This window comes from Wolbachia endosymbiont (group A) of Nomada flava (assembly GCF_964027055.1).
Lineage (GTDB): Bacteria > Pseudomonadota > Alphaproteobacteria > Rickettsiales > Anaplasmataceae > Wolbachia > Wolbachia pipientis.
In genome coordinates this window covers 366,730-379,101 of sequence record NZ_OZ034725.1, presented here as the reverse complement: position 1 = coordinate 379,101, position 12,372 = coordinate 366,730, and the positions used below count along the sequence as shown (strand labels likewise).

Genomic DNA, 12,372 nt, shown 5'->3' with positions numbered 1-12,372 from the left:
ATAAGACGCCGATACATTAAGTAATCCTTACCTTTTAATCTGCAGATTGGCGAAAGCAAATACAATAGCTTCAGTTTCATGATAAGGGGGCTGGCGGAGTTTGTCAAGGAAGTTTTTTCGTTTCTGTGGGCTACCTGGATTAATATTATATAGAAAGTCTGCTGCCAATAAAGCCTAAACTTACCAAATACATTTCTGTAGATTCAGATCTACTTGACTTTGGTTTAAAGTATTTTACTGTTTTAAACATTTTTTTTAGCTCGTTACAAAAATCTTTATCAGATTCTCCTTGGAAAATTTTTACTACAAACGTGCCACCATGACTCAAGAAATGCTTTGCAAAATTGAGCGCTGCCTCACATAAAAGCATAATTCTGATATGATCCAACGATTTTAAACCACAAGATTCGGGCGCCATGTCAGATAAAATTACATCAAATTTTTGATCCTTGAATTTTTCTCTTAAAATTTCAAACTCATTGATAATATCACATTGTATAAACTCTACTCCATTAATTGCGTTCATTGGTTTTATGTCAAGAGCAACCACATTTGCACCTTTCTGAGATGCAACTTGTGACCATCTACCAGGAGAAGCACCAAGATCAATAATTTTTTGCCCTTCTTGGAATAATTTAAATTTGTTATCCATTTCTACCAGCTTATATGCTGAGCGTGACCTATAACCATCCTTGCTAGTTTTTTGCACATACTGATCATTCAAATGACGATGTAGCCACCTTGTTGAAGATAGTTTTCTGCCTCTAGCCGTCTTTACTCTAGTTTTTATTGCTAATACCCTACTTATTATTGATTATATCTTTAAGCTCTTTTTCAACTACTTCTTTTACCAGTGCATGTAGATATTTATTCAGCCATTCTGAGAGCTGAGGTTTTAAAAGAGATGTAACTAATTCTTCAACAGTAAGGTTCGCTTTTTTTTGTTGTTTATGCTGTAATTCGTTTTGCATTTTTCCAAGCAACGCTTTGATCTCTTCCATATTCTCTTTTAAAATTAGATGATCGTTATTTTGTGCTTGTAAGCCGCTATTACTCGCTTTGTTATTACTCATTTGGATATTATCGTACAAATAAATATCTTTTTTTTCTTCTGAATTGTAGCTATGGCCATTAAATTGGTTACTGTTGCAAGCCATTTCTTCACTTTGGTCATCATTATCAATGTCCTCTTCTTTACCATTTTCTTTTTTGCCATCTTCTTCCATGTCTTCTGGATACTCTTCCTCAAGGTATAGTACATCATCATTTTCATCCTTTATTTCTGCTTTATCGTTACTCGTGTTTTTACCCGATATAGCTTTTTTTATATCTTCTAGGATATCTTTTACAGATTGATTGCCTTGTTCATCATGCATAGTGCTAATACCATTAAATTTAGAGGTTTATACTATTTATCATAAAAAGCAAGTTGTAAACACTAATCACATAATTGCTTTTTGCTTCAACTAAGTCTGAACGTGTTTTAAATAATGCATCTTCAGTGTCCAAAAGGTCAGATGTACTCTTTAAATTTAAGTTTACTTCTTGCTCAACTCCTTCCAATGCTAGAGCTGCTGCTTTTTCCGCTTCTTGACTTGCTTTGATAATGGCCTTTGCTGTCAACACATTATTCCAAGCATTTACAACTGCTTGTTCTATATTTTTTACCGTTTCATAATAATCGTAGGTAGATTTTTTTGCATCCATTTTAGCTTTACTGACACCAAAAGCATTAACTCCTCTCTTAAAGATTGGAACATCAAGAATAAAAACTACATGAACATTTTCTAATAGTTTGTCTACCTTCATACCATCCCCCCCAAAATTTTTGCTTGCGCTTAGATTTAAAGAAGGAAGCCACTTGGAGCTTTCAGCGATCACTTCCATTCCGGCTGCTCTTTTTTGATAAACTGCTGCTTTTAGAGATAAATTATTGGTTTTTGCTAACTGTAAACATTCATTTAGTTCTGGAACAGAAGGTAGTTTATCATTAGCTTCAGAAAGGTCATCAGCATCTTCGCCAATTAAATGATAATAAGCAATATTTGCCAACTTTAATTTACCTTCAGCATCAACTCTTTCGGATATAGAAGATGAAAATTTTGCTTTTGCTAACAAAACTTCAGCATTGGTTACCTCTCCAAGGGAAAAGCGTTTTTTCATAGCTGACAAATGTTCCAAAGAAACGCGTTCTTTATGTTCTCTGAGCTTTAATATTTCTGTCTTTTGTAAAACATTAACATATGCTTTCACAGCATTAAGTGCAAGCTCTTGTTTTAATTGCTGAAATCGCATCTTTTCTGCTTTGAGAAGATGGCTTGATCGACTGAATGTGGCAAAGGTACCACCTCCATCGATTAATTTCTGGCGCAATGTAAGTTTTTTTTCAGATGTATCAAGATTAAAGTTACTATCGAAATTGTATTGCAAATTAATGTCAGGTAAAAATCCAGCTAACCCAGAAGATTTATAGTGTTTTTCTGCGCTTTTATATTGGTAAAATTGAGACTTTATTTTTGAGCTATTTTTGATGGCTTTGCTTATCACTTCTCCCACATCGGTTGCATAGCAACTTATAGTACTAAAAATGATCGCAAGTGTGATAATCAATCGAAACATTCTAATTCCTATGCATATTGGTTGCGCAGCTCAATTACTAACATAAATTACTTTAATAATCAATAACTAATATTGTTGACACTATTGAGAAATTAAGTATATCATAGCTTACTATTGTTAGATCAAATAATGAAGACTTTTTTCTTAAAGGAGAAACAAATCAATAAAAAGTGGTTTGTCATAGATGCAGAAGGATTAGTGGTAGGGAGGCTTGCAGCATTTGTAGCGACACTATTACGTGGAAAGCATAAACCTGAGTATACACCTCATATGGATTGTGGCGATAATGTAATTATTATCAACGCAGAAAAGGTGCATTTCACCGGAAAGAAGCTTAAAGATAAAATTTACTATAAGCATACAGGTTATTCTGGTGGTTTGAAGAAAACTACTCCAGATAATATTTTAAATGGCAAATTTCCTGAGCGTGTAATAGAAATGGCAGTGAAAAGGATGCTTGATGATGGGCCTATGGCACGTAGACGCTTTGAAAATTTGTATGTTTATTCTGGTTCAGAGCATAAGCATCAAGGACAGCAACCTGAAAAGATAGATTTTGCCTCTTTGAATCGTAAAAATAAAAAGTAATGGAGTAAAAATGAAGAGTTCTACAATAAATAACAATGATTGGTCAGAAAAGACAATTAAATCAGCAGTTGATTCGCTTGGTCGTTTATATGCTACAGGCCGAAGAAAAGAATCTGTAGCAAGAGTATGGATAAAGCCGGGGAGTGGAAAATTTAGTGTTAACAAAAAAGGCGATCTAATTTCTTATTTTAAAAGAGAGTCAGTGTGCCAAATAGTAAAAATGCCATTTGTTGCAACTTCCACATTGGATAAATACGATGTATTTGCAACTGTAAAAGGTGGAGGGCTATCTGGTCAAGCAGGTGCTCTAGCTCATGGAATAAGCAGAGCTTTAAGTAGTGTAAGCCAAGATTTGCATTCTATACTACGTAATGGTGAGTTCTTAACTAGAGATTCACGTGTTGTTGAACGTAAGAAATATGGTCAACATAAAGCTCGGAAAAAGTGTCAATTTTCTAAGAGATAGTTATTTTATAGGGGTGTTTTTTTGTAAGTATTATACAAATATTTGCAAAAGTGTATGATATCCTCTATTTTTGTGATGAATTTAGTTGACTATCGGTGTCAACATAATATGCTATTTATGTGATTTTTTCAATATTAAGGTAATTTATGAGTAAAGAAGATATAATAAAACAATTAAAGGAAGATTGTTCTAGTCAGAATATAGATATAACAAAATCTGATTTGAGCAAGATTCATGATGCGTTTATTAAAATAATAAAGAATGAGCTGCATGGGAAAGGTGAAATACGTTTGCATGGAATAGGAACATTTTCTACTGCTATCAGTCAGGAAAAACAATGTCGTAACCCCCAAAGTGGTGAGATCATGACTGTTCCTAAAAAGACAAGGGTAAAATTTAAAGCAAGCCAAACTCTTTTAAGTATTTTAAATGAGAAGGAAAAAGCAGCAGTTAGTTAGTTAGACATTGTCATTTTCATTGTTTTTACTACGCTGTGTAAGCCGTAAAATACAGCTTCGCTAATTAAATAGTGGCCTATGTTAAGAGCTGAGATGTGAGGTATTCTTGTCATCTTCTTAGCGTGTTTATAAGTTATGCCATGTCCTGCGTGGCATTCTATTCCTAATTTATTGACGTACTCTGCAGCATTAGTAATTAACTGTAACTTTTTTTCTGATGGATTATCACAGTAACCCCCTGTGTGAATTTCTATTATGTCAGGTTTTGTCCCTAGCTTTTCAAGATATTTTAGTTGATCAATATTTGGATCGATAAACAGTGAGACTTTTATGCTAGAGCTATGCATTTCCTCTATTATACTAGAAAGTTTACTGTGCATATTCACGATATCCAGGCCACCTTCGGTTGTTAATTCTTCTCTTTTTTCTGGTACTATACTAATCGAATAGGGTTTTACCTTTTTTGCTATTTCAAGCATTTCTTCCGTGGCTGCAATTTCAAGATTTAGCTCAGTGCTAATGCTTTTTTTTAGGTTAAATACGTCTTCATCTCTAATATGCCTTCTATCTTCTCGTAAGTGTACAGTAATAAAGTCTGCTCCAGCGTCAATGGCTATTTCTGCTGCTTTCAATGGATCTGGATAAGAAGTTCCGCGTGCGTTGCGGAGGGTTGCAACGTGATCGATATTAACACCTAGTTTCACAATCTACCTCAGAAATTATTTATAGATTATACATGTTATTAGGTTTTTTGCATAGTCATTGTTTGACCTTACCCAGAAAAAGTGGAGAGAAAGAAAAGAGTTTTTTTGGGTAAAATAAAATTTTGGAGGATTAGAAATGGTAAGAGAATATACAGCAGAATTCAAATTGGAAGCTGTTAAACTGGCAAATGAACAAAGAAAGGCAGGTCAAACAATTACAAAAATAGTAAAGGATTTAGGAATAAAGGGTGGTTTATTAGGAAAATGGATAAAGAAACACAACGAAAAAAAGTCGGCAGCAGATGCATTTCCAGGTAGAGGTAACATGGCTCCTTACGACAAAGAGAGGTTTGATTTACAAAGAGAGTTAGCAAGAGTAACAAGGGAAAGAGACATTTAAAAAAAAGCCCTGGCCAGTCAAAAAGAGTAAAATATTTTTTTATAAAAGAGCATAGTAACTGCTATAAAGTACAGGAATTATGTAGGATTTTCTGCTAGTGGCTACTATAAGTGGACCACAAGAAAAATAAGCAGTAGAGAATCAGCAAATAAAGAGCTACTCGCAGCTATTCAAAAAATATATCAAGTTTCTAAATGTAGATATAGAGCTCCTAAAATTCATGCTGAATTGAAGGCTTTGGGTAAAAGTTGCAATTTGAAAACGGTGCAAAGTATTATGCAGAAAAATGACATCAGGGCTATACTGAGAAGAAAGTTTAAAATTAAAAAACAACAAACAGATAATAGAGCTGTAGCTCCCAATATACTAGATCAAAACTTTATTGTTGATCAACCAAATAAAGTATGGGATTACTTACATCAAAACCAAGGAGGGATGGCTATATTTGGCAGCAATAATTCTCACGTATGGTAGTTAATGAGTAGTGCAATAAATAAACAATTGGTTATGAACTCTTTATTAATGGCCATTAATAGGCGTAAACCTGTTAAAAATCTACTGCTGCACAGTGACCAAGGTTCACAATATACTGCGCAAGGGTATCAATATCTCTTAGCTGTAAAGAATATAGATGAGTAATAAAGGCTGCTGTTACGACAATTCTGTTGCAGAAAGCTTCTTTAGCTCATTGAAAAGAGAAATACTTATAGAAATTTTTTATAACAAACAACGTCACTATTAACTATTGCATTCCAGAACAATTTGATGCATCATTCTTTTTGTAAAAAACATTCCAAACTTTCTCTCCACTTTTTCTGGGTAAGGTCAATTGACAACTGTCCACTTTCTATTCCCATTGATTCATATTTTTTGCCTTGACCAAGAAAAAATTCAGCTATTGCCTTACTTTCTCTTGCAACAACTTCTTCCTTAACAATTTTTCCTTTCTCATCAACGATACTTATAAAAGTTTCTTTTAGTGAGATCGCTATAATATTCCATGAGACTGCTCCTACTAATAAAAGTTTAAATTATTTTTGAAGAACTTATTCTACTGAATTCGTTACTTCGTGCTAAAATAATGGACTCCATCATTCAACAGCAATTACAGTATGTTTACCCTTTTTCTTGTTATTTTTCTAATCTATAGCTAGCGTTCAAAACCATATTCGAAAATACGTTTTCGGATTTTTTTTAATGCTGTTTATTTCATCCTCAACATCGTCTCTACCTTTATGAACTAAGTAGCAGCATTAAAAATTATAACGTACCCCTATCTCTAGAGTTGCATCTGGTATTTGTTTTGCTTTTATACCACTTAGTTGCCCACCCATGGTCATACCAACTGCACCAATTATCTGCGGAGTAATTTCATAATCAACACCTAACTTTAGTTTATAGGAAATAGAACTCAGTATTTTATCTACTACAGATGAACCAGCAGCTTCACCACCTGATTCTGGAGCACCTTGTGTTTCTTCTTCCTTTTCTTTTTCTTCTTGTGAACTATTGCCATCACCATCAACTGTATCACTAACACCAAAGCCAAAAGGTGTTATTTGGAGATATCCTCCTAAACCTCCGCTGACATATAGTTTAACGGGATCAATATCAAGGTCAGGATAGAAGCGGTAGTTTGCCAATAAGCTAGCTCCTATGCTCTTTAATGACTTAATATTACTGAGAACCTCAAGTTCAAATTTAGAGTTTTGGTCATAATGGTAACCAAGAACAACACCAGGTTTCATTTTAAAGCCACCACCCCAACCAGCACCAAAGTTTAAACCTGCATAGTACTTATCTTCTGACTTACTTGCACTATTACTAGCTGCACCTGCTAGAGATGAAGTAAGCAACACAGCCAAAACGCACAATCTCTTTATTTTCATATAACTCCTCATACAAAAAAATATATAATGCATAAGTATATATCCTTTATATTAAAAAAGATATAATTACATGTCAAAAAAAGTATAGCCATAAAATCAGATTATATAAAACGTACTACTCAGGTCTTTTATATAACTATATTTACTATCTTATTTGGTACAGCATATACAGTGCGAACTTTGCTTTGATCGATCTTACTGGACATAGAATCTATCGCTATTTTCTTCAATTTTTCTTGAGGTAAGTTAATTGCCACCTTGATTGTTGTACGTAATTTTCCATTGATTTGCACGGCTATAGTGACTGTATCGTCAACTAATAATGATTCATCAGCTTTTGGCCAAGGTTGTATACCTTCGCCTCCTATTTCTTGCCATAAGCTTTCAGCTAGGTGTGGTATGAACGGTTCGATTACTCTGATTAATATACATATACCTTCATCAATAAGAGATTTTCCAGTTTTTACGTCTATTTCAGCTATTAAATTCGTCATCTCACGAAATTTTGCCACTACGCAGTTTAATCTGCAGTTTTCCAAGTCATCTGTAAGTCCGTGTAAGAGTTTATGAATTTTTTTTCTGTACTCTAGAAGTTCACCCGTAACACTTTCATTATCATAGTGTATATTCACAGGCTTAAGCTGCATTACCATACGCCACAATTTATTTACATAACGAGAACAACCTTCCACGCCATCATCGGACCATTCCATATCTTTCTCTGGAGGAGTGTCGGACAACACAAACAAGCGAGCAGTATCAGCACCATACTTTTCTATGATAAAGTTTGGGTCAACTGTGTTCTTTTTCGACTTGCTCATTTTCTCGACTTTTCCAATTTGAACCTTAGCTCCTTGTGCAATCAACTCTTTTGCTTCTGCGGGAAATAGCCACTTACCATTTTCGTCTTTATAAGTTGCATGGCAGACCATTCCTTGAGTGATTAAAGTAGAGAAAGGCTCTTTAATATCAAAATAGCCACATTTGGTTAAAGCTCTGCAGAAAAAGCGTGAATAGAGTAAATGCAGAATTGCATGTTCTATTCCACCTATATAATAATCAACAGGCATAAAACGATTACATGCATCTTCGTCTATTGATTTATCTTCACTACAGAATGCAGCAAAATACCAGGAAGATTCAAAAAAGGTGTCAAACGTATCAGTTTCACGCTCTGCTTGCTTTCCACACTTTGGACAATAAACAAATTTCCAAGTTGGGTGCTTATCCAGCGGATTGCCACCACTTGTAAATTCTACATCTATTGGCAGAACTACTGGAAGATCTTTTTCTGGAACTGGCACAGTTCCACAATCCTTACAATATATAATAGGTATAGGACATCCCCAATAACGCTGTCTTGAAACTCCCCAATCGTGTAGACGATAGTTTGTTGTTTTCTTACCTATCCCTTTTTCTTCAAGTTTTTTAGTGATTACTTTTTTTGCTTCACTAACCGTCAATCCATTTAAGAATTCAGAGTTGCACATTATTTCGCCGCCAGTGTAGGCTTCTTCTAGAGTCACTATGGCTTGTGCACCCTTTTCATAAATAACAGGAATAACCGGCAAATCGTATTTCTGTGCAAATTCAAAATCACGCTGATCATGTGCAGGGCAACCAAAAATCGCGCCTTCCCCATATTCCATCAACACAAAATTCGCTATGTAAAGCGGCAATTCCTTATCAAGAAATGGATGTTTGACGTTTAATCCGGTGTAAACTCCTATTTTTTCATCGTTCTCTCTTTTCGATTTTATTTCTTGGATCCCAGTGTCAAGCACTGGGATGACAACAGAAGAACCATTCTTTAAATCCTGCACAATAGGATGCTCTGCTGCCACTGCACAAAAAGAAGCCCCAAACAAAGTATGAGGATAAGTTGTAAAAACTTTTAATTTCTTATTCAGGCCAACTACTTCAAACTCTATAGTTGCTCCTTCAGATTTTCCTATCCAACGCTCCTGCATTGTTTTGACTTTTTCTGGCCAATTTTTTAAACTTTGCAAGCACTTGAGTAAATCTTCAGCGAAATCAGTAATCTTTAAAAACCATTGGGACAACTTACGTTTTTCAACAACTGCACCTGATCGCCATCCTTTTCCATCAACCACCTGTTCATTTGCAAGCACTGTTTGGTCCACTGGATCCCAGTTAACCCATGACTCTTTTCGATAGGCAAGCCCATGCTTTAAAAAATCCAGGAAAATTTTTTGTTCGTGTTTGTAATAATCAGGCTCACATGTGGAGAGTTCACGCTCCCAATTATAAGAAAGACCTATAGATTTCAACTGTGTACGCATATTATCTATATTCTCTTTTGTCCATGTTTCGGGGCTAATATTGTTGTCCCTTGCTGCATTCTCAGCTGGTAATCCAAACGCATCCCAGCCAATTGGATGCAAAACCTCAAATCCATTAGCTCTCTTGTAACGCGCTATCACATCCCCTATTGCATAGTTACGTAAGTGTCCCATATGAATTTTACCAGATGGATATGGAAACATTTCCAACACGTAACACTTTTCTTGTTTACCACTCTTGCTTACAGAAAAATCCCATTTATCTTGATAAAATTTTTCAACATTTTTAAAATCATATTTCATATAAATCCAAATTTAATCACAGTTTGTGTGCGCCAAAGGATCAACCGCTTGGCCGTTATGTCGTATTGTGAAACACATCTGCGGATCTTTATCTTGTGTGCTTGATTTACCTGCAGATCCAATCACTTGACCTTGCTTTACTTTATCACCAATTTCAACATGTATGTTTTTTAAATAGGAGTACACAGTCATGTAATTATCTTTGTGTTCTACTATAATTAAATTTCCATACCATCTCAGCCCTTTGCCTACATATATCACTTTGCCGGGTGCAGAGGCAATTACGTTCGTTCCATTTTGAGCAGCAATTTTTATGCCATCCTTACACGTTTCATCAGAAGAGGTAGCTGAACCTTTAACTGGCATTACAAATTTGCAATTTACCCCCACATTTTGTGCATCATTGTTATCTCTGTATATCCTATTTATGATGGCTTTTCTACTTTCTTTTTGCACTGAAGGCTCCCTAATTAAATGGTACTCTCTTGTATATTCCAGATCTCTTTTTCCGTAAAATTCTTCGCCTTTAAGCAGCACAGGTGCAGGTTTTTGCAGGCCACAGCCTATTAATATTGCTAATAACATAAGAAATGAGGCTATACGCCACATTTTAGATATATCGATTTTCACAAAACTCCAAAACTTTAGCGAGACGTAGTGTTTCACGTCTGCTTGTTACTTTCCTCGTTATTTATTCTACTAGTTAAATAGTCTCTTAAATCGGTAAGTTCTTGCAACAAATTCTTTGGATCACGATTCACATTACCAAATTCCTTTTGCACTCCTTTTATTGTATATCCTTTATCATATAGCATGTACTTTACTTGCTTTATGGCCTCTATACACTTACGATCGTATAGCCTTCTTCCTTTACGCTTTGTAGGCTTAATTTGATGAAATTGACCTTCCCAGAATCTCAAAACATGCTGTTCCAAATGTAGCTCTTCAGCTACTTCCCCAATCGTATAAAATAATTTTTCCTTGTTCATTAATTATTGATTGATTTTTTTATAATTTTTGAAGGCCTAAAAGAAATTGAATTTCTTGCCTGAATCATCACTTTCTCCGATGTATTTGGTATATTTCCTGGCCTTTCCTTCTTTTTTTTGACCAAGAATGTTCCAAATGATGATATTTTTACTATTCCATCCTTTGCCAAGCTCGTCTTTATTTCGTCCAATATATCATCTATTATCGAAGCAGAGTCTTCCTTTGATAATCCTATTTCTTGGTTTATATTTTCAGCTATTGTTGCCTTAGTTACTGCTGTGTCTTTTGTTATAACATGATCCATAATTGAGTAAGTATCGCAATATGTAAACACAATATAGCAACTGACTTAAGGTTCAGCTACTTTATTTTTTAGGGTATGTCTCTTTTGTAGCATAATTTAAAATACTAGCAACTGCCAATATTGCAAATATCGCAAAAAGCGCCATTTTATGATCTGTAAAAAGTGCTAACATTGACACTATAATTCCGCTCATGATGAACATAAACCCATTGATAATGGATGATGATGTGCTAATGTATTTTCGTTTCACAATCTCGCTGCCGACAGTAAAATTAAGCATATGTCCTCCCGCAAAAAACCCGAACATTAACATACAAAAGTACACAATGTGAGCTGTTAAATGGCTGTATAGTAAAATAATAATTGAGACGCCTTGCAATAAAGCAAAAGCAGAGATTACATGTTTCCTATTTTTAAATAAGTTTGAGATTCGATCTGCAATTGGAGCACCAACTGCAAGACCAAGCCATAGTATTGCAGTTGCTACACCTGACTCCATTGCATCGAGTTCTGAATTGCTTAGTAACCTTGGAGCCCACAGGGTGTTAAGTGCTAAAAATGTTCCAAAAGTAATAGCACCCACCACTGAAGTTATCCAGATATCTCTTAATTTTAGCACTGTGAGTACAAAGCACATTACTGTTCTTATAGAGCTTTTTATTGTGCGCTTTTCTGAGCTGCTTTCTGGAAGTGTGTTTGGACAAAAAAGCGTAAGTACAAATATCAACACACCAAATAGTATTATGCATACAATCAGATTTTTCCAATATGCATCTTCGGCAAGCAAGCTAGAGAACAGTATTTGAATCACCAAAGCAGAAAGGCTTGAAATTGTCTGCACTAGTGAAAACATTAGTCCAAATTGGGCAGCGAAAAAACATATGCTACTTGTGTGAGCAGCACCAATAAAACCAAATGATGCTCCAGTTGCAATCAACACTTGAGATAAAATCAAATGAGCAAAATTGTCACTATTAATAAGGACAAAGAACCCAAAGATCATAGTTAATAATGAGAAAAAATAAATTTTTTTACTGGAAAAAACATTAAACGTTGCTCCACTAAAAAATTGTAAGATGGCGAAAGTCCAAGTATATGATGAATTAGCCAGTGCAACTTGCGCGATTGTAAGTCCAAGTTCCTTTTCAAGATTTACACTTATAAAGGTATAAATTATCTGCATGTTGCTGAATATAACAACCAAGTTACTAATCAGCCAAATGAACCAAGCCTTAGCTCTGCTTTCCATAAGATTTATTTTTATAAGTAATCTATTAGAAATTTAACACTAAGTCTCTTTTTAAGCTATTGTTTCCTGACTACTGTTATAGCTAACCCAAAAAACGGT

At 34.8% G+C, this 12,372-nt stretch carries 16 protein-coding genes; 6 read left to right on the top strand and 10 right to left on the bottom strand.

Translation table 11 applies throughout. The features are described 5' to 3' along the window. Window positions 1-145: 145 nt before the first annotated feature. The 3 genes from AAGD70_RS01955 to AAGD70_RS01945 form a co-directional block, all read right to left on the bottom strand. On the bottom strand, window positions 146-724 hold the full coding sequence (locus tag AAGD70_RS01955; protein ID WP_065095430.1) for an RlmE family RNA methyltransferase: 579 nt from the start codon (window positions 722-724) through the stop codon (window positions 146-148). Between the two features lie 76 nt (window positions 725-800). Continuing rightward, on the bottom strand, window positions 801-1,376 hold the full coding sequence (locus tag AAGD70_RS01950; RefSeq protein ID WP_065095125.1) for a PopZ family protein: 576 nt from the start codon (window positions 1,374-1,376) through the stop codon (window positions 801-803). A 19-nt stretch (window positions 1,377-1,395) separates the two neighbouring features. Next, window positions 1,396-2,619 carry a TolC family protein gene (locus tag AAGD70_RS01945; protein ID WP_065095431.1) on the bottom strand — a complete coding sequence of 408 codons (1,224 nt, stop codon included), beginning with the start codon at window positions 2,617-2,619 and terminating at the stop codon, window positions 1,396-1,398. A 129-nt stretch (window positions 2,620-2,748) separates the two neighbouring features. Between AAGD70_RS01945 and rplM the strand changes: the two genes are divergently transcribed. The 3 genes from rplM (at window position 2,749) to AAGD70_RS01930 (ending at window position 4,131) form a co-directional block, all read left to right on the top strand. After that, window positions 2,749-3,207, top strand: coding sequence for a 50S ribosomal protein L13 (gene rplM, locus AAGD70_RS01940; protein ID WP_010082596.1), 459 nt, complete (start codon window positions 2,749-2,751; stop codon window positions 3,205-3,207). 10 nt (window positions 3,208-3,217) lie between these two features. After that, window positions 3,218-3,673: a 30S ribosomal protein S9 gene (gene rpsI / locus AAGD70_RS01935; protein ID WP_006279875.1), complete on the top strand. Its 456-nt coding sequence runs from the start codon at window positions 3,218-3,220 to the stop codon at window positions 3,671-3,673. 146 nt (window positions 3,674-3,819) lie between these two features. Next, window positions 3,820-4,131: an HU family DNA-binding protein gene (locus tag AAGD70_RS01930; protein ID WP_006279876.1), complete on the top strand. Its 312-nt coding sequence runs from the start codon at window positions 3,820-3,822 to the stop codon at window positions 4,129-4,131. Here AAGD70_RS01930 and AAGD70_RS01925 read toward each other — a convergent pair. After that, the gene (locus AAGD70_RS01925) at window positions 4,128-4,835 is read right to left on the bottom strand and encodes a pyridoxine 5'-phosphate synthase (RefSeq protein ID WP_065095127.1); all 708 of its coding nucleotides are present in this window, start codon (window positions 4,833-4,835) and stop codon (window positions 4,128-4,130) included. The genes AAGD70_RS01930 and AAGD70_RS01925 overlap by 4 nt on opposite strands. 136 nt (window positions 4,836-4,971) lie before the next feature. On the opposite strand from AAGD70_RS01925, the gene AAGD70_RS01920 reads away from it, so the two are divergent. From AAGD70_RS01920 to AAGD70_RS01910, 3 genes are read left to right on the top strand one after another with little or no spacing between them, the layout of a single operon-like run. Further along, entirely contained in the window at window positions 4,972-5,235 is a 264-nt protein-coding gene (locus tag AAGD70_RS01920; protein ID WP_341814091.1) for a transposase, read from the top strand. Window positions 5,236-5,286: 51 nt separating this feature from the next. After that, window positions 5,287-5,709, top strand: a complete 423-nt coding sequence (locus AAGD70_RS01915; protein WP_341814109.1) for an IS3 family transposase — start codon at window positions 5,287-5,289, stop codon at window positions 5,707-5,709. Window positions 5,710-5,712: 3 nt separating this feature from the next. Next, window positions 5,713-5,874 carry a DDE-type integrase/transposase/recombinase gene (locus tag AAGD70_RS01910; protein WP_010082071.1) on the top strand — a complete coding sequence of 54 codons (162 nt, stop codon included), beginning with the start codon at window positions 5,713-5,715 and terminating at the stop codon, window positions 5,872-5,874. Between the two features lie 614 nt (window positions 5,875-6,488). Here the strand turns inward: AAGD70_RS01910 and AAGD70_RS01905 are convergent. The 6 genes from AAGD70_RS01905 to AAGD70_RS01880 all read right to left on the bottom strand — a co-directional run bounded on the left by AAGD70_RS01905 (window position 6,489) and on the right by AAGD70_RS01880 (window position 12,207). Then, window positions 6,489-7,124 carry a membrane protein gene (locus AAGD70_RS01905; protein WP_010962341.1) on the bottom strand — a complete coding sequence of 212 codons (636 nt, stop codon included), beginning with the start codon at window positions 7,122-7,124 and terminating at the stop codon, window positions 6,489-6,491. 128 nt (window positions 7,125-7,252) lie between these two features. Then, window positions 7,253-9,730 (bottom strand): leucine--tRNA ligase, encoded by a 2,478-nt coding sequence (gene leuS, locus AAGD70_RS01900; protein WP_065095001.1) that lies wholly within the window; start codon window positions 9,728-9,730, stop codon window positions 7,253-7,255. A 12-nt stretch (window positions 9,731-9,742) separates the two neighbouring features. Beyond that, window positions 9,743-10,339: a murein hydrolase activator EnvC family protein gene (locus AAGD70_RS01895; protein ID WP_065095002.1), complete on the bottom strand. Its 597-nt coding sequence runs from the start codon at window positions 10,337-10,339 to the stop codon at window positions 9,743-9,745. A gap of 53 nt (window positions 10,340-10,392) precedes the next feature. After that, window positions 10,393-10,719 carry a MerR family transcriptional regulator gene (locus tag AAGD70_RS01890; protein WP_065095003.1) on the bottom strand — a complete coding sequence of 109 codons (327 nt, stop codon included), beginning with the start codon at window positions 10,717-10,719 and terminating at the stop codon, window positions 10,393-10,395. After that, complete coding sequence (locus AAGD70_RS01885) at window positions 10,719-11,024, bottom strand: integration host factor subunit alpha (RefSeq protein WP_065095004.1); 306 nt, start codon at window positions 11,022-11,024, stop codon at window positions 10,719-10,721. Before AAGD70_RS01885 ends, AAGD70_RS01890 begins: the two co-directional genes overlap by 1 nt. A gap of 61 nt (window positions 11,025-11,085) precedes the next feature. Next, a complete protein-coding gene (locus tag AAGD70_RS01880; protein ID WP_341814090.1) occupies window positions 11,086-12,207 on the bottom strand; it encodes an MFS transporter in 1,122 nt (373 codons plus the stop codon). Between the last annotated feature and the right edge of the window lie 165 nt (window positions 12,208-12,372).